Origin of the sequence: Streptomyces albicerus, assembly GCF_008905045.1 — a bacterium.
GTDB lineage: Bacteria > Actinomycetota > Actinomycetes > Streptomycetales > Streptomycetaceae > Streptomyces > Streptomyces albicerus.
In genome coordinates, this window is sequence record NZ_VWMY01000036.1 from 1 (window position 1) to 21796 (window position 21796).

General features: G+C 70.6%; 15 protein-coding genes. 8 read left to right on the forward strand and 7 right to left on the reverse strand.

Translation table 11 applies throughout. The features are described 5' to 3' along the window. The first annotated feature begins 399 nt into the window (after positions 1–399). Complete coding sequence (locus tag GAS53_RS30430) at positions 400–849, forward strand: PTS sugar transporter subunit IIA (protein ID WP_151480944.1); 450 nt, start codon at positions 400–402, stop codon at positions 847–849. Positions 850–927: 78 nt separating this feature from the next. Beyond that, positions 928–2598 (forward strand): phosphoenolpyruvate--protein phosphotransferase, encoded by a 1671-nt coding sequence (gene ptsP / locus GAS53_RS30435; RefSeq protein ID WP_151480945.1) that lies wholly within the window; start codon positions 928–930, stop codon positions 2596–2598. An 88-nt stretch (positions 2599–2686) separates the two neighbouring features. Here the strand turns inward: ptsP and GAS53_RS30440 are convergent, their stop codons facing one another. Both GAS53_RS30440 and GAS53_RS30445 read right to left on the reverse strand, forming a co-directional pair. Further along, the gene (locus GAS53_RS30440) at positions 2687–3583 is read right to left on the reverse strand and encodes a hypothetical protein (RefSeq protein WP_151481038.1); all 897 of its coding nucleotides are present in this window, start codon (positions 3581–3583) and stop codon (positions 2687–2689) included. 258 nt (positions 3584–3841) lie between these two features. Next, positions 3842–5809, reverse strand: a complete 1968-nt coding sequence (locus GAS53_RS30445) for an acetoacetate--CoA ligase (protein WP_151480946.1) — start codon at positions 5807–5809, stop codon at positions 3842–3844. 213 nt (positions 5810–6022) lie between these two features. Between GAS53_RS30445 and GAS53_RS30450 the strand changes: the two genes are divergently transcribed. Continuing rightward, positions 6023–8389: a glycoside hydrolase family 31 protein gene (locus GAS53_RS30450; protein WP_151480947.1), complete on the forward strand. Its 2367-nt coding sequence runs from the start codon at positions 6023–6025 to the stop codon at positions 8387–8389. A gap of 112 nt (positions 8390–8501) precedes the next feature. On the opposite strand, the gene GAS53_RS30455 is transcribed toward GAS53_RS30450, so the two are convergent. Then, positions 8502–9038: an NUDIX domain-containing protein gene (locus tag GAS53_RS30455; protein ID WP_151480948.1), complete on the reverse strand. Its 537-nt coding sequence runs from the start codon at positions 9036–9038 to the stop codon at positions 8502–8504. Positions 9039–9085: 47 nt separating this feature from the next. Further along, the gene (locus GAS53_RS30460; protein ID WP_151480949.1) at positions 9086–9895 is read right to left on the reverse strand and encodes a M15 family metallopeptidase; all 810 of its coding nucleotides are present in this window, start codon (positions 9893–9895) and stop codon (positions 9086–9088) included. Between the two features lie 310 nt (positions 9896–10205). Between GAS53_RS30460 and GAS53_RS30465 the strand changes: the two genes are divergently transcribed. The 5 genes from GAS53_RS30465 to glpK all read left to right on the forward strand — a co-directional run bounded on the left by GAS53_RS30465 (position 10206) and on the right by glpK (position 16608). Then, positions 10206–10631, forward strand: coding sequence for a Zn-ribbon domain-containing OB-fold protein (locus GAS53_RS30465; RefSeq protein WP_151481039.1), 426 nt, complete (start codon positions 10206–10208; stop codon positions 10629–10631). After that, on the forward strand, positions 10628–11818 hold the full coding sequence (locus GAS53_RS30470) for a lipid-transfer protein (protein WP_151480950.1): 1191 nt from the start codon (positions 10628–10630) through the stop codon (positions 11816–11818). The genes GAS53_RS30465 and GAS53_RS30470 overlap by 4 nt, the downstream gene beginning before the upstream one ends. Positions 11819–11958: 140 nt before the next feature. Beyond that, complete coding sequence (locus GAS53_RS30475) at positions 11959–13611, forward strand: GGDEF domain-containing protein (protein WP_151480951.1); 1653 nt, start codon at positions 11959–11961, stop codon at positions 13609–13611. Between the two features lie 723 nt (positions 13612–14334). Continuing rightward, on the forward strand, positions 14335–15060 hold the full coding sequence (locus GAS53_RS30480) for an MIP/aquaporin family protein (RefSeq protein WP_151480952.1): 726 nt from the start codon (positions 14335–14337) through the stop codon (positions 15058–15060). A 36-nt stretch (positions 15061–15096) separates the two neighbouring features. Further along, positions 15097–16608 (forward strand): glycerol kinase GlpK, encoded by a 1512-nt coding sequence (glpK, locus tag GAS53_RS30485; protein WP_151480953.1) that lies wholly within the window; start codon positions 15097–15099, stop codon positions 16606–16608. 157 nt (positions 16609–16765) lie between these two features. Here the strand turns inward: glpK and GAS53_RS30490 are convergent, their stop codons facing one another. The 3 genes from GAS53_RS30490 to GAS53_RS30500 all read right to left on the reverse strand — a co-directional run bounded on the left by GAS53_RS30490 (position 16766) and on the right by GAS53_RS30500 (position 21792). Then, a complete protein-coding gene (locus GAS53_RS30490; RefSeq protein WP_151480954.1) occupies positions 16766–17371 on the reverse strand; it encodes a GTP-binding protein in 606 nt (201 codons plus the stop codon). Next, positions 17352–21080, reverse strand: coding sequence for a hydantoinase B/oxoprolinase family protein (locus GAS53_RS30495; protein ID WP_151480955.1), 3729 nt, complete (start codon positions 21078–21080; stop codon positions 17352–17354). The genes GAS53_RS30490 and GAS53_RS30495 overlap by 20 nt, the downstream gene beginning before the upstream one ends. 316 nt (positions 21081–21396) lie before the next feature. Further along, complete coding sequence (locus GAS53_RS30500) at positions 21397–21792, reverse strand: DUF742 domain-containing protein (protein ID WP_151480956.1); 396 nt, start codon at positions 21790–21792, stop codon at positions 21397–21399. Positions 21793–21796: the final 4 nt, after the last annotated feature.

Consider the following 21796-nt stretch of genomic DNA (forward strand, 5'->3'; position numbering starts at 1 on the left):
AGTTCTCAAGGAACGGACGCTTCCTTCGTACTCACCCGAGAGACTCTCTCGCGGCTTTCCTCCGGGCGCTTCCCTTCGGTGTTTCCAAACTCTATCAGGGTTTTTCCGTCTCTCTGACCATGGTCCTGCAGGCATGCAGAACCAGACCCCGAGATAGGATCTGACAAGTTGGGTGCTGCCAGGCAAGGACGCTTGGTCGCGTCGCTCAGCCTCAAGCAGGGGTACGACTCTACATCGGGCTCCGGAGCGGGCGCAAATCGTTTGTGCTGTGCTCTACGGCCGTCAACCGGGTCGTCTCGTGCGGAACCGGCACTTCTTATGACTTACGCTGCTGAACAGTGCGCCGTCCGGGACAGGCAGTGACGGCCCATATGAATCTCCACCCCTGGGAGGCTTCCCATGACCACCGTGACGTCCCCTCTTGCAGGACGCACCATCGGACTCACCGCTGTACCTGATCCAGTCTTCTCTGGAGCCATGGTAGGCCCCGGTACCGCGATCGATCCCGTCCGGGAGGCCTCGGAGGCCGTTGCTCCCGTCGACGGTGTCATTGTGTCGCTCCACCCGCACGCCTTCGTCGTAGTCGACGACCAGGGGCATGGTGTGCTGACGCACCTTGGTATCGACACTGTTCAGCTCAATGGCGAGGGCTTCGAGCTGCTCGTCAACAAGGGCGACACTGTGCAGCGCGGCCAGGCCGTGGTGCGCTGGGACCCGGCCGCCGTCGAGGCCGCCGGCAAGTCCCCGATCTGCCCCATCGTGGCACTCGAGGCCACGGCTGAGTCCCTCTCCGATGTCAACGTTGACGGCGATGTGAAGGCTGGCGACGCTCTCTTCAGCTGGCACTGAGCTTCAGCGCCGTCATGGACGGCAGGCACGACAACCATCGCGGCGGCGGGACCCGCCGCACTATCGGAGACGGGTGACATGGAGACAACGCTGCGAGGCGTCGGTGTGAGCCATGGTGTGGCCATCGGCGAGGTTCGGCACATGGGGACGGCGGTGCTCGAGCCGCCTGCCAAGCAGATACCGACGGAGGACGCGGAGCGCGAACAGGGGCGCGCCCGCAAGGCCGTGGAAGCCGTGGCGGCCGACCTCATGGCGCGAGGCAATCTGGCGGGCGGCGAAGCTCAGGCCGTTCTCGAGGCCCAGGCCATGATGGCCCAGGACCCGGAGCTCATGGCCGATGTCGAGCGGCGTATCGCAGTCGGGAGCACGGCGGAGCGCGGCGTGTACGACGCGTTCGCCGCATACCGCGCCCTGCTGGCGAATGCCGGTGAGTACCTCGCCGGACGCGTGGCGGACCTCGACGACGTGCGGAACCGTATCGTCGCCCGGCTTCTCGGTGTTCCGATGCCCGGTGTCCCGGACAGCGACGAGCCGTACGTCCTTATTGCTCGTGACCTCGCGCCCGCCGACACCGCTCTGCTGGACCCCACGCTGGTCCTCGGTTTCGTCACCGAGGAGGGCGGTCCGACCAGCCACAGCGCGATCCTGGCGCGGGCGCTCGGTGTTCCCGCCGTGGTGGCGCTGCCGGGTGCGGGTGAGCTCGCCGAGGGCACGGTGATCGCCGTGGACGGCAGTACCGGTGAGATCTTCGTGAATCCGAGTGCGGAGAAGAAGGCCGAGATGGCGGCCGCGGCCGCAGCGCGGAAGGCTGCGCTGGCCGCGTCCACCGGGCCCGGTGCCACCTCCGACGGGCACAAGGTCCCGCTGCTGGCCAATGTCGGTGGTCCCGCGGACGTTCCGGCGGCGGTCGAGGCCGGCGCTGAGGGAGTGGGTCTGTTCCGTACCGAGTTCCTCTTCCTTGACGACAGCAAGAACGCGCCGTCCGAGGAGAAGCAGGTCGAGGCGTATCGCAAGGTGCTCGAGGCCTTCCCTGAGGGGCGGGTCGTGGTGCGGGTGCTCGACGCGGGCGCCGACAAGCCGCTCGACTTCCTGACGCCGGCCGACGAGCCGAACCCGGCGCTTGGCGTGCGCGGTCTGCGGACCCTGCTCGACCACCCCGAGGTGCTGCGTACGCAGCTGACGGCGCTCGCGAAGGCTTCCGAGGGGCTGCCTGTCTACCTCGAGGTGATGGCGCCGATGGTCGCGGACCGTGCCGACGCCAAGGCGTTCGCCGACGCGTGCCGTGAGGCGGGTCTGCAGGCGAAGTTCGGTGCCATGGTCGAGATTCCGTCGGCCGCTCTGCGGGCGCGGTCGATCCTGCAGGAGGTCGAGTTCCTCTCGCTGGGGACCAACGACCTCGCGCAGTACACCTTCGCCGCCGACCGCCAGGTGGGCGCCGTGTCGCGGCTCCAGGATCCGTGGCAGCCCGCGCTGCTCGACCTGGTCGCGCTGTCCGCCGAGGCGGCCAAGGCCGAGGGCAAGAGCTGTGGTGTCTGCGGTGAGGCCGCCTCGGACCCGCTGCTCGCGTGTGTGCTGACCGGTCTGGGTGTCACCTCTCTCTCCATGGGCGCGGCGTCGATTCCCTATGTCCGGGGGACGCTGGCCAAGTACACGCTGGCGCAGTGCGAGCGTGCCGCGGCGGCCGCGCGTGCCTCCGACAGTGCCGAGGAGGCGCGTACGGCGGCTCAGGCGGTGCTGTCCGGCGAGTAGTCGAGTAGTCGGCGTGCCCTGCGCCGCTGTCGCTGATCGGCTGTGATCGAGGGGCGCTCCGCCTGAGGGTGGGGCGCCCCTCGAGTGTTCAGTGCGTGTGCCCCGTCGTTGGCCCGTCGTCTCCCAGGTCCGGGGGTACGCAGTAGTCGACGCCCGACTCCGGGGAGACGAGGTCGCCGGACTCGACGTCGGTGCAGTAGGCGTCGAAGACCTCTCCGGCGGTGAGCGGTTCCAGGCCCTCGCCGCGCAGCCGCCAGCCGAAGACACGGTCGGTCGTGTCGGGGGAGCTGGTGCGCATGACGAGTCCTCCGGCGCTCTGGGTTGCGATGCCCAGGGCGAGGACGGTGGTGAACTCGAGGGCCTCGGCCTCGTCCAGCTGGGGTGTTCCGTGGTGGTCGTCGTCGGCCCGGAGGACGGCGACGAGTGTTTCGGGCTGCGTGGAAACGCTGCACACGAGGTGACGCTCGCCGGGGCCCGAGGCGTTGAGGATGCGGACGAGCAGGTCGGAGGCGCGCACGAAGGCCGCGCGGCCGATGTCCTCGCCGCAGGAGGCGCAGGTGCCGATGCGGGCCAGGAGTGTCGTCGCGTACTCCCAAGTGGCCTGTCGGACGGCTTCGTCGATGAGGTTCGGGACGAGGTCGTCGAGGGGCTGGCCCTCGTACGGGACGGTCGCGCCTGTCGCGGCGAGTTCCGCTGTGAAGCGGGTGCGGCTGGATGGGGTGTCGGGTTCCAGGTCGTTCTCGGCGCAGAACTCCGCGTACTCCTCGGGGTCGAAGAGTGCCACCGTGGTGTGGCTGCCCTGGGATGCGAGTGTCCGGAGCAGGGCTTCCACCTGCTGGAGATAGCTCGCGTGGTCGTTGAAGGCGAAGGTGCGGTAGCGCCGCCGCATTGCGGTGAAGTCCTGCTCGTCGGTCAACAGACCGATCGTGCCGGCGATTTCGCGGCGCAGGACGCGTCGCATGGTCTGGTGCTGGGTGTGCGCCATCATTTCCCCCTGTGCGCAGTCGATCAATGCTCACTCACCGTAACCGGCGGCACTGACAATGCCTGTCGGCTGAGCGCAGCAAGGCACGAGACGGCGCCGGAAGACGCAGGTCAGAGCGATGGCGGTACCGAAGACGGCCCAGTCGGCCGGGGCCGGTGCAGAGCTCGGCCGCGGAACTCGCACCGGCCGACGCGGCGCGGCCGGCCTCGGAACTTCGTCGCCGTGGGGGCGAAGTCCGAGGCCGGCCGCGTGGGTTGATCAGGCGCGTTTGCGGGCCAGTTCCTCGTAGAAGCGGAGCAGGTCGAGGTTGTCGATGGAGCCTGGGTTGACCGCCTTCTCCAACGGGGTGCCTTGGAGAAGGCGTTTGACCGGGACCTCGATGCGCTTGCCGGTGAGGGTGTGCGGGACTCCGGGTACTTCGATGACCTCGTCGGGGACGTGGCGTGGGGAGAGTTGTTCGCGGATGGTCTGCTTGATGCGTCCCAGAAGGGCGTCGTCGAGTACGGCTCCCGGAGCGAGGTGGACGAAGAGCGGCATCCAGTAGCCGCCGTCGGGCTGTTCGATGCCGATGACGAGGGATTCGCGGATCTCGGGGAGGCGTTCGACGGCTTCGTAGATGTCGGCCGAACCCATGCGTACGCCCTGGCGGTTGAGAGTGGAGTCCGAGCGGCCGTGGATGACGACCGAGCCGCGCGATGTGACGGTGATCCAGTCGCCGTGGCGCCACACTCCGGGGTACGTGTCGAAGTAGCTGTCGTGGTAGCGGCTGCCGTCGGGGTCGTTCCAGAAACGGATGGGCATCGACGGCATGGGGTTGGTGACGACGAGTTCGCCGACTTCGTCGGTGAGGGGTTTGCCGCTCGGGTCCCAGGACTGGAGGTCGGTGCCGAGGCCGGGGGCCTGGAGTTCGCCGATGTACACGGGAAGGGTGGGTACCGCTCCTGCGAAGCAGGAGCACACGTCCGTGCCGCCGCTGACGGAGGCGATCCACAGGTCGTCGCGGACCTCGTCGTGCAGCCAGCGGAATCCGTCGGGCGGCAGGGGCGAGCCGGTGGTGGCGACGCACTGGACGCGCGAGAGGTCGAAGTCGCGGGAGGGGTGGACGCCTGCCTTGCGGCAGGCCATGACGTACGCCGCCGAGGTGCCGAAGAGGGTGGCGCCCGTACGCTCGGCGATGCGCCACTGGGCGCCGGTGTCCGGGTAGCCCGGGCTGCCGTCGTACAGGACGATCGTGGTGCCCGTCAGGAGGCCGGAGACGAGGAAGTTCCACATCATCCAGCCGGTGGACGTGTACCAGAAGAAGCGGTCCTCGGAGCCCAGGTCGCAGTGCAGGCCGAGTTGTTTGAAGTGCTCGACGAGGATGCCGCCCTGGGACTGGACGATGGCCTTGGGGAGGCCCGTCGTGCCGGAGGAGTAGAGCACCCACAGCGGATGGTCGAAGGGGACCTCTTCGTAGACGGGCGCCACGTCCGCGGAGGTGAGGGCGGACCATTCCAGGGCGCCCTCCGGCGGCTCGGTGCCGAGCAACGGAATGTGGACGACGGCGCGCAGGGTGGGCAGCTCGCGGCGCAGTTCGGCGACGGTGTCGCGGCGGTCGTGTTCCTTTCCGCCGTAGCGGTAGCCGTCGACGGTGAAGAGCACGACGGGTTCGACCTGCTGGAAGCGGTCGAGGACGCTGCGGGCACCGAAATCGGGGGCGCAGGACGTCCATACGCCGCCGACGGCCGCGGTGGCGAGGAGGGCGACCACGGCCTGCGGAACGTTCGGGAGGTAGCCGCTGACCCGGTCCCCCGGGCGTACGCCGAGGGTACGGAGCTCGGCGGCCAGGGAGCCGACCTGACGGCGGAGTTCGGACCAGCTGACCGGCTGCGGCTCGTGGGTCTCGTCGACGTACAGGAGGGCCGGTTCGTCCGCTCGGGTGTCGGCCGCCCGCAGGGCATGTTCGGCGTAGTTGAGGGTGGCTCCGGGAAACCACTGGGCGCCCGGCATCGAGCGGTCGCCGAGCACGCGCGCGTAGGGGGTCGAAAACCGTACGTCGAACCACTCGGTGACGGCTTTCCAGAACGTGTCCAGTTCGTCCACGGACCAGCGGTGCAGGGCGGCGTAGCCACCCTCGGAGGGGGCTCCGTGGTGCTCGGCCGCCCAGGCCTGGAATCGGGTGATCTGTGCCTGGGCGATGCGTTCCCGGTCTGGCTGCCAGAGCGGCGAGGGGTTCGCTGAGGTCATGGGGCGGCTCCCGGACTGTGCGCGTCGTGTGCGTGTACCGCGCACGGACCAGGGTGTGCGCGTTACGCGGCTGACACGGACGATGCCATGTGATCGACTTCCGCACCAGGGTTGGCCCCACATAGTCCGTGTCGTGAAGATGTGGTCCTGCCACGGGTGAACGGAAGTTGAACGACTCACACTTCCGGCGGTGTCAATGGCAGGCTGAGCAGCATGGACGGTCGTGACCTGGTGCGTTCGGTGAAGGCGGTCGGCTCGGCGGGGGCGGCCCAGGGCTTGCGTACCGTGCTGGCCGCGTGGCGCAGGAGGCGTGCCGACGCCGCCGGGCTGCCGGTGCGGGGCGCCGAGCGCGCGCGGGTACCCGGGCCGGTGCTGGCCGTGGAGCCGGGTCCCGGCGGCGGAGTCGTCCGGTTCACCCGGTCGGAGCTGCGGATCACCGTCACCGTCAACGGAGCCGTCTACTGGGGCTGGGACGGAGCCCGGCCCGAGCCGTCCTACGCGCTCGACGGCCGCGCTCCCGAACCGGACCCCCGGGCCGTTCTGGAGCCGGACAAGGACGGCGCCTGGCGGGTGGTGGCAGAGCGCCTGACGGTCGTCGTCTCGCGGCACGGCGCCGTGGAGGTGCGCACACCGGGCGGGGTGACCCTGCGGCGCGATCTGCCGCCCCGGTGGTGGGAGCCGGCGGGCGGTGGGGAGGCGCGCTGGATGCAGCGGTCCGAAGTGGCCGCGGACGCGCGGTTCTTCGGCCTGGGCGGACGCGCGTCGGGGCCCCGGCTGCGCGACGGGACGTACCGGCTGTGGAACACCGATCCCGGGCACGCCTTCGGTCCCGGTGACGACCCCCTGTACATCACGATGCCGGTGCAGATGGTGGTGGCCGATGCGGCCACCCACCTCGTGTTCCACGACAGCACCTGGGACGGCAGCGTGATCTTGCGCGAGGGCGAGGAGGGCGCCGGGTCCGGGCACGACCGCGCGGGGACGAGCGAGCTGCGGATGGACGGCGGGCCGCTGCGCTGCTGGGTCCTGGTGGGCACTCCCGCGCGCGTGCTGCACACCTGGGCGTCGCTCACCGGAGCCGCCGCGCTCCCGCCGGTCTGGGCCCTGGGGCACCATCACGCGCGGTGGGGCTTCGGCGACGAACAGGAAGTACGGCGGATCGTCGGCGGGTACCACGAGCGCGGGCTGCCGCTGGACGCCGTGCACCTCGACATCGACCACTTCGACGCCCATCAGGTGTTCACGGTCGACCGGGACCGCTTCCCGAAGCTGCCGGTGCTCGCCGAGGAGCTGCGCCGGGACGGGATCCGGCTGGTGTCGATCGTGGATCCGGCGATCAAGGCCGCGCCCGGGAACGCCGTGTACGACAGCGGAACCGCCGAGGACGCCTTCGTGCGGGACTCCGCCGGGCCGGTGGCGCGCGGCGTCGTCTGGCCGGGTGAGGCGGTCTATCCGGACTTCACGCGCGCGCGTGTGCGCCAGTGGTGGGGCGGGCTCTACGAAGAGCGTCTCTCGCAGGGGTTCGCGGGCTTCTGGCACGACATGAACGAGCCGGTGTCCTTCACCGCCTTCGGAGAGTCGACGCTGCCCCGTTCGGCGCGGCACGACCTGGAGGGCCGCGGCGGCGACCATCGCGAGGCGCACAACGTGTACGCGCTCGGAATGGCGCGGGCGGGCTACCAAGGGCTGCGCGAACTGACGCCCCAGGAGCGGCCGTTCCTCTTCTCGCGCTCCGGGTGGGCCGGAATGCAGCGCTACGGAGGTACCTGGTCCGGGGACGTGGCTACAGGGTGGCCGGGGTTGCGGGCGTCACTGTCGCTGGTGCTGGGCCTCGGGCTGTGCGGGGTGCCGTATTCGGGTCCCGATGTGGGCGGTTACGACGGGAGCCCCTCCCCCGAGCTGTATCTGCGGTGGTTCCAGCTGGGCGCGTATCTGCCGCTGTTCCGTACGCACGCGAGCATTCGGGCGGGGCGCAGGGAGCCCTGGGAGTTCGGTGACGAGGTCCTCGATCACGCGCGCGTGGCGCTCGTCGAGCGGCGGCGGCTGCTGCCGTACTTCATGACGCTGGCGCATCTGGCACGCCGTACGGGAGCGCCCTATGTGCGACCGATGTGGTGGGGCGCGCCGGAGGACAGGGCACTGCGCGACTGCGAGGACGCCTTCCTGCTCGGTGACTGTCTCCTGGTGGCGCCGGTGCTGGACCCGGGCGCGGACCGGCGTGCGGTGCAGCTGCCGCGGGGGCGCTGGTACGACACGGTCACCGAGGAGGCGTACGAAGGGCCCGGCCAAGTGCTGGTCGACGCCCCCTTGTCGCGGATTCCGGTGCTCGCCCGCGCGGGCGCCGTCCTGCCGGTGCGCGGCCGCGACGGTGGTCTGGAGCTGGAGGTGTGGGCGCCCGCCCCCGGACGGACCGGGGGCGGGCTGGTGGTGGCGGATTCGGGTGAAGGCTGGGAGGAGCTGGAGATCGAGCGCTACGTGACGCGCTGGGAAGGGAAGCGGGTGGTCGTGGAGCGGGACGGGGAGGACGGCCCGGACGAGCCGTCCCTTCCGGTGCGGGTGCGGGGGCTGGGGGCGTGGTGACACGCCCCTGAAACGGCCTCGCAGCCCCGATGGGAGCTCGTCGGCGGTCAGCCCGCCGGGGCCCCTCAGGGCCCTGAGGAACCTCGAGGCCCCTCAGAGCCCAGAGGAACCCTCAGACGTACCGCCCCTCGAACCACGCCCGTGCCGCCAAGGTGTGCAGCGGGAAGGCGAGTTCGGACGCCCTGCGCAGCAGCTGCCAGCCCTCGGTCTCGTCCGTCGCGGCGGACGGCGGCAGGTCGGCTGCCGGGCGCTCCGGGAGGGCTCCGAAGAGCAGCAGGTGGCCGTCGGGGGAGCTCATCGCGTCGACGAGCCGTACGTCGCGGCTCGCCGCGGCGATGCCCGTCTCCTCCTTGAGCTCGCGGACGACGGCCTGCCGCCAGTCCTCCCGGTGGTCGATGAACCCTCCGGGCAGAGCGATACCCCCGCGCGCGGGGGCGATGGTTCGGGTGATGACGACCAGGGCTGTGCCCTTCGTGTCGTACACGGGCTGCAGGGCCACTGCCACCGGCAGTGGGTTGCGGTAGGCCACGGTTCCGCAGGAGGCGCAGGTGCGGGGCCAGCCGGAGACGCCCTCTCCGTAGGGCGCTCCGCAGCTCGAACAGTGGGAGTCCGGCGCGGAGTTGGCGGACGTGATCAGGGATGGAGACACGCCCGGGACTGTATCCGATCATCACATGGACGTCTCCGCGGGCCGCCTCAGTGGGACGGGACGAGGGATTTCATCGACACCGGGAAGTCGAAATAGGTGTCGGGGTACGGCTCCGGCTTGTACGTGAAGTGCCACCACTCCTCTGCCAGGTTCACGAAACCGAGGCCTTCGAGGGTGTCCTTCAGGAGTAGTCGGTTGGTGCGCTGCTCGCCCTGGATGCGCGGGTCCAGCGTGTGCGAGAGGGTGTCGAAGCAGTCGAAGCCGGTGCCCATGTCCACGGAGTTGTCCGGGAAACGCTCGTCCTGGGGCGCGTAACAGGGCACGAGGGGCTCTCCTGGGACGTACGGCCGGGTCGGTTTCGCCGGCAGCTTCACGAGCGTGAGGTCCATCGTCGAGCCGCGGCTGTGGCCGGACTTCTCGGCGATGTAACCGTCCTCGAAGAGGCGGGTCTTGTCGACGTTCGGGTAGAACTCGCCCTTCATGGCCTGGTCGTCGAGGTCCTCGGCCCAGCGGACGAAGTGGTCCACGGCACGCTGGGGCCGGTAGCAGTCGTACACCTTCAGGGAGTAGCCCTGGCTCAGCAGCCGCCGCTGGGCCTTGTGGAGGGCCTCGGCGGCGGGCCTGGTGAGGATGCAGAGCGGCTGCCGGTAGCCGTCGATGCGTTCGCCCACGAAGTTGTGCGGGGTGAAGTAGCGCATCTCCTCGATGATCGTGCGGTCCACGGACCTCAGGGCGACGAAGTCTTCGGGGGCCTTCGGCTCGGGTGTCGCCCGGGCAGTGGCGGAGGCGGCGGTGACGGCGAGCAGGGCGGCGAGCGCGGCGACGAGGCCGCGTACCGCCATCGAAAGTCGTGTCATGCCCCCTGCGTCTATCAGGCGCGGGTTCCGTCGGGAAGCGATTGGATACAGTCCGCGCCCGATCAGGCGACCAGGGTCGGCCCGGCATCACCCACGGACAGTGGGCCGCCGGCACTCCCGAACGAGGAACGGCCGGAACCACCCCCGTGGGCCCCGGCCGTCCCTACCGATACTCCGACGCTCAGGAGGCCCGGGCGGTTCTCCGTGACGTAGGGCGACGTACTGCCCAATCGGCGCGGCCCGTGGCACACTTCTGACGTTCCGTCAGATCCAGTGTCGTGGAGGGGTCTTGTCGCGCACCCGTACACCCGTGGTCACCGGCTGGTTCACCGGCGAGGGAGGCGAGTTCAGACTCCTCGGAACGCGCTGCTCGGCCTGCGCGTCCGTGTTCTTCCCCCGCGAGGACGCCTTCTGCCGCAATCCGGCCTGCCCAGGCGGCGACCTGGAGGAGGTCCCGCTGTCGCGGCGCGGCCGCGTGTGGTCGTACACGGACAGCCGGTACCGGCCGCCGTCACCGTACGTGTCCGATCCGGAACTCGAATGGCGGCCCTACGCGTTGATCGCTGTGGAACTGGAATCCGAGCGCCTCGTGGTGCTCGGACAGACGGTTCCCGGGGTCACCGTCGCCGATCTGACGGTGGGCATGGAGGTGGAGGTCGTCCCGGGCGTGCTGAACGAGGACGCGGAGACGACCTGGACGACCTGGCACTGGCGGCCGACGGGGGTGACGGAATGACGGGCGAGGTGGCGGTGCTCGGCGCGGGCATGCACCCCTGGGGCAAGTGGGGGCGCGGCTTCGTGGAGTACGGGACGGTGGCCGCGCGCGCGGCGCTGGCCGACGCCGGGGTCGACTGGCGGGACGTCGGCTCGATCGTCGGCGCGGACACGGTCCGCGGCGGATATCCGGGGTATGTGGCGGGGGCGACGTTCGCCAGGGCGCTGGGCTGGCAGGGAGCCCGGGTGGCGAGCGTGTACGCGGCGTGCGCGTCGGGGGCACAGGCCGTCAACACGGCACGGGCGCAGATCCTTTCGGGCCTCGCGGACGTGGTCCTGGTGGTGGGCGCGGACGCGGCGCCGAAGGGGTTCTTCCGGCCCGCGGGCGGGGACCGGCCCGACGATCCGGACTGGCTGCGGTTCCGGGTCCTGGGGGCGACGAATCCGACGTACTTCGGGCTGTACGCGCGGCGGCGGATGGCCGTCCACGGGGACACCCTGGAGGACTTCGCGCAGGTCAAGGTGAAGAACGCGGCCCTGGGGGCGCTGAATCCGAACGCGCGCTACCGCAAGCGGGTCACGGCCGAGGAGGTCGCCGCCTCGGCCGTGGTGGCCGATCCACTGCGGCTGCTCGACATCTGCGCGACCTCGGACGGCGCGGCGGCGCTCGTGCTGTCCAGCATGGAGTTCGCTCGCCGCCACGGGGCGGCGGATGCCGTGCGGATCCGGGCGGTGTCCACGGTGACGCCGCGCTATCCCAACACGGTGCTCGATCTGCCGGACATCGCGACGGACTCCGCGGTCGCGGCGGAGCCGGCGGCCGACACGTTCCGGGCGTCGATCGCGCGGGCTGCGTACGAGGAGGCGGGGACAGGCCCGGAGGATCTCTCACTCGCCGAGGTCTACGACCTGTCCACGGCCCTGGAGTTGCAGTGGTACGAGGATCTGGGGCTGTGCGGCGAGGGCGAGGCGGCCAAGCTGTTGCGGGAGGGCGCGACGGCGCTTGGAGGCCGCATACCCGTCAACGCCAGCGGCGGACTCGCCTCCTTCGGAGAGGCCGTTCCGGCACAGGCCATCGCCCAAGTCTGTGAGCTGACCTGGCAGTTGCGGGGCGCGGCGGGTGACCGGCAGGTCGCGGGGGCCCGGGTGGGGATCACCGCGAACCAGGGGCTGTTCGGGCACGGGTCGTCTGTGATCGCCGTCAGGTGAGGCGTGAGGCGTCTGCCCGGCGGGAACCTCGGGGCCCGTCCTGCGGGGGCCGCGCGCACGCTGTGTGATCGGCCCGGAATCCTGCGTGAACAGCTCGTGAACTGCGCCTGGGCGTACGAAAGGAGCGCCATTATGCTTCCGTGCCCTCCTGGACGGATACTCTCCGCTTCGCCTTCCAACCGGTCGTCAATCTGACGACCGGAGGGGTCGCGGCGCTGGAGATACTCGCCCGTCCGGAGAGCGGTGACGTCCTCGCTCAGGCCCGCCGGGATCCCGAACTCGACGGTCGGCTGGCCGCGTTGGCGATCCGGGCGGCAGCCCGTCAGGAGACACTGCTGCCGCTCCACGTCAATGTGTTCGCCGGGACCCTCGCCGATCTCGGAGGGCTCGCCGCGCTGCGTGACGCGGTGCGCGAGGCCGGGCGCATGCCCTGGGAGCTGACCGTCGACGTCGGCCCGCCCTTCACGCACGTACCGCATCAGGCGCTGCTCGAGGCGGTGACCGCGCTCCGGGACGAGGGTTTCCGGATCTGCGCGGACGGCATCGGCGACGGTGACGTACCCCTCCGGGTGCTCGCGGATCTCGCGCCCGACCTGGTGAAGCTGGACGCGTCGCTGTTGTCGCGGCCGGCCGTGGTGCGGGCGATGCGGACCCTGTGCGAGCAGCTCGGTGCGCTGCTGTCCGTGGAGGGCGTGGAGACGGAGCTGCAGTGCGCGGCGGCGCTGTCCGCGGGTGCGCAGCTGGCGCAGGGTGCGTTGTTCGCGCCTCCGGCGCGGCGGCCCGCGGCGGATGTGTACGTTCCGTCCCTCGCCCCCGTGGCCGCGGCGGCGCCGCCCTACGGGCCGCCCGTGCGACAGTTCGTACGGCCTGCCGCGCTGTTGCCCGCAACCGCGTCCGCGGGACAGGTGCGGGCGCTGCTGACAGGGTCGCCCGAGGTGTCCGGGGTGGTGCTCGTGGACACCGCCGGGGTTCCGGTGCGGTCGGTGCACCGCTCGCGGTTCCTGCTGTCGTTGTCGGGGCGTTACGGCCATGCGCTGTACGCCGACCGGCCTGCCGCGAGGCTCGGCGATCCGCCGCGTACGGTCGGGGTCGACGCCACCGCGTGGGAGGTCCTCGACGTGGTGGCGGACGGAGAGCGTGACCGTACGTCGGACGATGTCGCGGTCGTCGACCGGCTGGGGCGCTGCGTGGGCGTCGTACGGCTGGCGGATCTCGTAAGGGCGCTGGCGGAGAGCCGGGTCGAGGAGGCCGTCGGGCTCAATCCGCTGACGCGGCTGCCCGGTTCGGACGCCATCACCGGGGAGGTGGACCGCCGGATCGCCGACGGGCGGGTGTTCGCGCTGAGCTGGCTGGACGTCGACGGCTTCAAGCAGGTCAACGACGGGGCGGGGTTCGCGGCGGGCGACGAGCTGATTCGCGCGGTGGGGCGGGCACTGCAGGCGGCCGCGTCCGGGGCCACGCGGGTCGGGCACATCGGCGGTGACGACTTCCTGGTCCTGGCGGATCCGGAGGGGCTCGATCCGCTGGCCACATCCGTGCTCGACACGCCCTGGTCGGCCGGGGGGCTCGCGGTCACGCTGTCCCTCGCCACCGTGCTGTGCGCCCCGGGCACCGTGACCGACCACCGCCAGGCCGCCGCGTGTCTGGCACCCCTCAAGCAGGCCGCGAAATCCCTTCGGGGGGCCAGCTGGGTGCTGGGCCGTGCGGGCTTTCCGGGCCATGAGATCCGGCGCGGGTCGGGGGCGGCACCTGCGCCGGCCGGCAGTTGGGCGGGAGGGTCCGGGCGGGGGTGAGTGGCTCCTCGGCGTCGGACGACCGGAGTTGAAAAGCTTCTGCTGCACTGAATCGGCCAGGGCTCTGGGGCCCGGTCGCGCTGTGTCGGCCGCACATGGGGCACGGCTGCGACGGCGTCGGCCAGGACGCCGGGACGCGACGGAGCTCCGCCGGGGTGGACGGGGGTCGACGCCGACCCACCTCGGCACCGGCGACATTCCCCGCGCCCCCGGGTGGGGTGGAAGGCGGCCCGGCGCGGGAGGCGGGCGCTGAACGGATACCACGCGGCCCACCCAGCCGGGCGACCGAGGAGTCCCGTGCCCGCCACCTGGCCGGGCGCCAGGAAGCCCCAGGCCGTCCTCTGCGCCGAGCCCGTCGCCCCGGTGCCCCCGCCGTCGTACGCCCGTCTCGGAGCCCCTACGGCGGCGTACCGGCGTATGCGCGGGCCCGAACCGTTGTCGCCCGCGACCTTGACGCTCCCACAGTGCCGGTGAACACTTCCGGTGTCAGTCGGCATCGCCGCATTCCGGCGTATTCAGGCACTGCGCCGCGCGGGCCCTCGCCTGCGTCAACGGGCCGTCCCCCACGGGCGATTCGGCTGCGACGGCACGCTCGTCACGGACGCCGGGCGGGGCGCGGGACCCTCCCTGCCTTCGGCTGAAGTAGCCAGAAGTAGCCGTGGGAAACGCACCCTGCACGGTGGACCGGGGCGGACCGCCCCGGGCGAGGGCCTAGGAGCCGCCATGAGCAACGGAGACATCTTCGTCGGTGAAGTCATCGGCACAGCGATCCTGATCCTCTTCGGCGCCGGCGTGGTCGCCGCCGTCGTACTGAACTATTCCAAGGCGAAGGACGCCGGCTGGGTCGTCATCGCGTTCGGCTGGGGCTTCGGCGTCATGGCCGGCGCGTACACCGCCGCCCCGCTGTCCGGCGGGCACCTCAACCCGGCGGTGACGGTCGGCATCGCCATCGACACCGGGGACTGGGACAAGGTCCACATCTACGTCGCCGGGCAGATGGTCGGAGCCTTCCTGGGCGCGATCCTGTGCTGGCTGGTCTACTTCGCGCAGTTCCAGGCCAACTCCGAAGAGGACAAGGCGCAGCCGACGCTCGGGATCTTCTCCACCGCGCCGGCGATCCGCAATCCCGTGGCGAACCTCATCACCGAGATCATCGCGACGATCGGTCTGGTCCTGCCGATCCTGGCCTTCGGACTCACCAAGGGGCTCGGCGAGTCCGGCACCGCGATTCTGATCGTCGCGTTCCTGGTGGTCGGCATCGGTCTGTCGCTCGGCGGTCCGACGGGGTACGCCATCAACCCGGCCCGAGACCTGGGCCCGCGTATCGCCCACGCCGTCCTTCCGATCCCCAACAAGGGGACCTCGGACTGGAGTTACTCGTGGATCCCGGTGGTGGGGCCGCTCATCGGCGGAGTGCTGTCCGGGCTCATCTTCAACGCAGCCTTCTAAACGCAGCCTTCCGAAGAATCCGACGAAGGGGACGTCATGACGGACAAGTTCGTCGCCGCAATCGACCAGGGCACCACGTCCAGCCGCTGCATCATCTTCAACCAGGACGGTGCGATCGTCGCCGTCGACCAGCGTGAGCACCGCCAGATCTTCCCCAAGCCCGGCTGGGTGGAGCACGATGCCACCGAGATCTGGTCGAAGGTGCAGGCCGTGGTCGCGGGCGCGATCGCGAAAGCCGGGCTCCGCGCCGACCAGCTCAGCGCGCTGGGGATCACCAACCAGCGCGAGACGACGGTCCTCTGGGACCGCGCCACGGGCAAGCCCGTGCACAACGCGATCGTCTGGCAGGACACCCGCACCTCCGCGCTCTGCAACGAACTCGGCGGCTCGGACGGGCAGGACCGTTTCCGCGAGCAGACCGGACTCCCGCTGGCCAGCTACTTCTCCGGGCCCAAGGCGGCCTGGCTGCTCGACAACGTGCCGGGGCTGCGAGCGCGCGCCGAACGCGGCGAGATCGCCTTCGGCACGATCGACTCCTGGCTGATCTGGAACCTCACCGGCGGCACCGACGGCGGACATCACGTCACCGACGTCACCAACGCCGGGCGCACCATGCTGATGAACCTCGAGACGCTCCAGTGGGATCAGTCCATCCTCTCCGCGATGAACGTCCCCGAGGCGATCCTCCCCGAGATCAAGTCCTCGTCCGAGGTGTACGGGACCGCCGTGGGCCAGCTCTCCGGGGTGCCCGTCGCGTCGGCGCTGGGCGACCAGCAGGCGGCGGTGTTCGGACAGGCCTGCTACGACGTGGGAACGGCCAAGAACACATACGGCACGGGCAGCTTCCTGCTGCTCAACACCGGGAACCGGCCCGTGCCTTCGAAGAGCGGGCTGCTGACCACGATGGGGTACAAGATCGGCACGGAGGCGCCGGTCTACTGCCTCGAAGGGTCGATCGCGATCACCGGCGCGCTGGTGCAGTGGTTCCGCGACCAGCTCGGCATCATCCGTACCTCCGACGAGATCGAGACCCTGGCGGCGAGTGTCGAGGACAACGGCGGCGCGTACATCGTGCCCGCGTTCTCGGGCCTGTTCGCGCCCTACTGGCGTTCCGACGCGCGCGGTGTCGTCACGGGCCTGACCCGGTACGTCACGAAGGGGCACCTCGCGCGGGCCGTCCTGGAAGCGACGAGCTGGCAGACGCGTGAGGTCGTCGACGCCATGTACCAGGACTCCGGGGTGCACATCACGATCCTGAAGGTCGACGGCGGCATGACCAAGAACAATCTGCTGATGCAGCACCAGGCGGATGTGCTCGGCGTGCCGGTGGTCCGCCCGAAGGTCTCCGAGACGACCTGCCTGGGCGCGGCGTACGCGGCCGGGCTCGCGACCGGGGTGTGGAACGACCTCGACGAGCTGAAGTCGCACTGGCAGAAGGACGTCGAGTGGACGCCCGCCATGGAGGCCTCGGTCCGCGACCGCGAGTACCACAACTGGCACAAGGCCGTGGAGAAGAGCTTCGGCTGGCACGAGGACGGCGCGGGCTGACCCGCGTTTTCGGGGTCCACGCGCGCGTGGCCCGTGAGCACCACCTGAGGACTACGGCCCGTACCCCGGTCGGCGGGGGTACGGGTCGTACTCGTGCCGGTGCGGCGCTGCGGCCGGATGCTTTCTGGCAGTGGCTGTCCGGGGACGACCGGGTGCGTCAGGTCGTGACGGTCTGGCGGCGGTCGGCCGCGTACGCCATCGCGTGCTGGACGACCTTGATGAGGACCTCCTTGACCGACTCCCGGTCGCGCGCGTCGCACAGGACGACGGGGACTCCGGGGTCGAGGTCGAGGGCCTGGCGGACGTCCTCGTTCGGGTAACGGGCCGCGCCCTCGAAGCAGTTGACGCCCACCACGAAGGGTATGGAGCGCCGCTCGAAGTAGTCGACGGCGGCGAAGCAGTCCTCCAGGCGGCGCGTGTCGGCGAGCACGACTGCGCCCAGCGCGCCGGTGGCGAGCTCGTCCCACAGGAACCAGAAGCGGTCCTGACCGGGCGTCCCGAAGAGGTACAGCACGAGGTCCTCGCGGAGCGTGATCCGGCCGAAGTCCATGGCGACCGTGGTGGTGTGCTTGCCCTCCACGCCGCTGGTGTCGTCCACGGGACGGCCCGCCTCGGTCAGCAGCTCCTCGGTGCGCAGCGGCTTGATCTCGCTGACGGCGCCGACCATGGTGGTCTTGCCCACGCCGAAGCCGCCCGCCACGAGGATCTTGAGCGTGACGGGCTCGACGGGGGCCTTGCCGCGCTCAGTGCGCCCGAAGATCATCGATCTCTTCTCCTGCTTCAGTGGTGTCGGGCGGTGGCGGACCGTATCCGCCCCCGCCGGGGGTTTCGATGACCAGGACGTCGTCGGGGCCGACGTCCGCCGCGTCGCTTCCGCCGAGTTCGGTGACCGTGCCGTCCGCCCGCTCCACGCGGTTGGCACCCAGTGCGCCGGGCTCGCCGCCCGCCATACCGTAGGGCGGGACTCTGCGGTGCTGGGAGAGCGTGGAGACGGTCATCGGCTCGTGGAACCGGATGCGGCGTACGGCACCGTCGCCGCCCCGCCACCGGCCGGCCCCGCCGCTGCCGCGTCGTACGGCGAACTCGTCCAGCTGGACGGGCAGCCGCCACTCCAGGACCTCGGGGTCGGTGAGCCGCGAATTGGTCATGTGGGTCTGTACGACGGGCGCGCCGGGGAAGCCGTCGCCCGCGCCGGACCCGGAGGCCACGGTCTCGTAGTACTGGTACCGCTCGTTGCCGAAGGTGACGTTGTTCATGGTGCCGGAGCCCTCGGCCTGCACTCCGAGGGCACCGTACAGGGCTCCGGTGATCGCCTGCGAGGTCTCCACATTGCCCGCCACCACGGCGGCCGGGGGTTCGGGGGCCAGCATCGAGCGGGGCGGCACGACGATGTCGAGGGGGCGCAGGCAGCCGTCGTTGAGCGGGATGTCGTCGGCCACCAGGGTGCGGAAGACGTACAGGACGGCCGCGTTGACCACCGAGAACGGCGCGTTGAAGTTGGTGGCGAGCTGCGGGGACGTTCCCGTGAAGTCGATGGTCGCGGACCGTTTTTCGCGGTCTACGGAGACGCGGACCCGGATGATCGCCCCGGAGTCGGTCTCGTAGGCGAACTCACCGTCTTCAAGGGCGTCGACAACGCGTCGTACCGCTTCTTCGGCGTTGTCCTGGACGTGTTTCATGTATGCCTGGACGACGTCGAGCCCGAAGTTCTGGATCATGCGGGCGACTTCGTCGACGCCCTTCTGGTTGGCGGCGATCTGGGCGCGCAGGTCGGCGAGGTTGGTCTTCGGGTTGCGTGAGGGGTAGGGCGCCTCGGTGAGGAGGCGCCGGGTCTCCGCCTCCCGGAAGCGGCCGCCCTCCACGAGCAGCCAGTTGTCGAAGAGGATGCCCTCCTCCTCGATGGTGCGGCTGTTGGCGGGCATGGAGCCGGGGGCGATGCCGCCGATCTCGGCGTGGTGGCCACGGGATGCGACGTAGAAGAGGATCTGCTCACCCTGCGTGTCGAAGACCGGGGTGATCACGGTGACGTCGGGGAGGTGGGTGCCGCCGTGATACGGGTCGTTGACCGCGTACGTGTCGCCGGGGCGCATGCCGTCGCCGCGGCGGCGGATGACCTCTTTGACGCTGGTGCCCATCGACCCCAAGTGCACCGGAATATGGGGGGCGTTGGCGACCAGGTTGCCGTCGGGGTCGAAGAGCGCGCAGGAGAAGTCCAGGCGCTCCTTGATGTTGACCGACTGGGCGGTGGACTCCAGACGGGCGCCCATCTGTTCGGCGATGGACATGAAGAGGTTGTTGAAGACCTCGAGGAGAACGGGGTCGGCTTCCGTGCCGAGATCGGAACTCTCCGTGACCGCGACGCGTTCCATGACCAGATGCCCGTCGTCGGTCATGGCCGCCTGCCAGCCGTCGTCGACGACGGTCGTCGCGCTGGCCTCGGTGATGATCGCGGGGCCGGTGACGGTTTCGCTGGAGGGCAGTTCCTCGCGGCGGTGCAGGGGTACGTCGCGCCAGGTGCCGCCGGTGTGGAGGCGGACCGTCTCCGGGGCGCCCGGCGTGGAGTGCGGGGTGGCGAGGGCGGAGAGATCGGGAGGTTCGGTGAGACCGGTGGCTTCCACGGAGAGGGCTTCGACGACGACCGGACGGTCGAGGGTGAAGGAGTAGGTGGCGCGATGGCGGTCTTCGAAGGTGCGGGTCATGGTGTCGGGCTCGGTCAGCTCGACGGTGAGTGCCGTGTCCGTGCCGTCATAGCGCAGCTGGGCCCGGCGGATGACCCGGATCCGGTCCTCGGGGATGTCCTCGGCGAGGAGTTCGCCGCGGGCCGCGCCCTCCAGGTCGTCGGCGGTCTTCAGGATGCCCGGCATCGCGGACGCCTCCAGGGGCGCCTCCACGGACTGTTCCCGCATGGCCGTGGTGTCGGCGAGCCCGATGCCGAGCGCGGAGAGCACACCGGCCATGGGCGGGACGAGGACGGTGCGGATGCCGAGCGAGTCGGCGACCATGCACGCGTGCTGGCCGCCCGCGCCGCCGAAGGTGGTCAGCGCGTACCGGGTGACGTCGTGGCCCTTCTGGACCGAGATGCGCTTCACGGCGTTGGCGATGTTGGCCACGGCGATCTGGAGGTAGCCCTCGGCGACCTGCTCGGGAGTGCGGTCGTCGCCGGTCCGGTCGCGGATCTCACGGGCCAGGGCGTCGAAGCGGTCGCGGACCAGGACGTCGTCGAGCGACTCGTCGCCGTCGGGGCCGAACACCCTGGGGAAATAGGCGGGTTGGATCCGGCCGAGAGCCACATTGGCGTCGGTGACGGTGAGCGGACCACCGCCCCGGTAGCAGGCCGGGCCCGGATCCGCGCCCGCCGAGTCCGGCCCTACGCGGTAGCGGGAGCCGTCAAAGTGCAGGACGGAGCCGCCGCCGGCCGCGACGGTGTGGATGTCCAGCATGGGCGCGCGCAGCCGGACTCCGGCGATCTGGGTGGTGAAGACGCGTTCGTACTCGCCCGCGAAGTGCGAGACGTCCGTGGACGTGCCGCCCATGTCGAAGCCGATGACCCGGTCGAAGCCGGCGAGCTGCGACATCCGCGCCATGCCGACGATGCCGCCCGCGGGCCCGGACAGGATGGCGTCCTTGCCACGGAACTGTCCGGCCTCGGCGAGGCCTCCGTTGGACTGCATGAACATCAGCCGTACGCCGCGGAGTTCATCGGCGACGTGCTGGACGTAGCGGCGCAGGACGGGCGACAGATAGGCGTCGACGACGGCCGTGTCGCCGCGCGGGACGAGCTTCATGAGGGGGCTGACCTCGCTGGAGAGCGAGATCTGCGAGAAACCGGTGCGGGCGGCCAGCTCGCCGATGGCCTGTTCGTGGGCGGGGTGGAGGTGGCTGTGCATACAGACGACGGCGACGGCACGGATCCCGGCGTCGTACGCCTCCTGGAGCGGACCGGCGAGGGCGTCCAGGTCGGGGGCGCGCAGGACGGTGCCGTCGGCGGCGATGCGTTCGTCGGCCTCGATGACGCGTTCGTGGAGCAGGTCGGGGAGTTCGATCTCGCGGGCGAAGATCCGGGGGCGGTTCTGATAGGCGATGCGCAGCGCGTCGCGAAAGCCGCGGGTGACGACGAGGAGGGTGCGTTCGCCCTTGCGTTCCAGGAGGGCGTTGGTGGCGACGGTGGTGCCCATGCGGACGGAATCCACCGGTAGGCCGTTCTGGTGGCCGGGTTCCTGATCGGATCCCCCTGCGGAACCTCGTGCGGGTTCCGGTCCGGGTCCTTGTCCGAGTTCCGGTCCTGGTGGCCGGCCCGTTAAGGCATCGCCGGCTTCGGCGAGGAGCTCCCGGATGCCTGCCACGGCGGCGTCGGCGTACCGGGCCGGGTTGTCCGAGAGGAGCTTGCGGGTGAGCAGCCGGCCGTCGGGGCGCTGCGCGACGACATCGGTGAAGGTGCCGCCGCGGTCGACCCAGAACTGCCAGCCGTTCACGTCTGTCTCCCCGATGTCGCGCTGCTCCGACCCTGAGCCGGAGGTGCCGGTCGACGATCGGTCAGATCATAACGGGGTCCGGTGCCCCGGCGTCCGCTCCGGAGCGGGCGTCGCTTCCTGGCGCAGGCCAAGGGGCGCTCCTCGGCGTCGTCCGAATGGGGTACGGCCCGGTAGCCCGCCATGCCGGGGCCGCGGGCCGTGGCGGACGCGCCCCGCAAGCGGCCGCCCCGCCCTGTGAAGACGGCACGCGCGTGGGCCGGGTCCTCCCTTGCCCCGGTCGTCGGACACGGAGGACCGGATCGCCCCGGCCTCCGGGTCACAGGGCCCGGAGGCCGCTGATCACGTCGCGCAGGATGCTCTCGTCCGGCAGCTCGGCAGGAGGTACCGGACGCGTCACATGGACCAGCTCATCGTCCACGAGGTCGCCTATGAGGACACGTACGACCCCGATCGGCAGGTCGAGTTCGGCGGCGAGTTCGGCGACCGACTGCGGAGCGTCCCGGCAGAGTTCGACGATGTCCACGTGCTCCGGGGACAGCGTGTTGTCCGCCTCCGGGTCGTCGGCATACTGCTCCGTCACGACCACCGCGATCAGGTCGAGGCGGTGCTGGGCCGCACTGGTGGTGCGGCCGCGTGTCATGGCATACGGACGGACCACCGGTCCGGCCTCGTCGTCGAACCAGTGGGACATCCCCTGACCGTCTCCGCTCATGCCA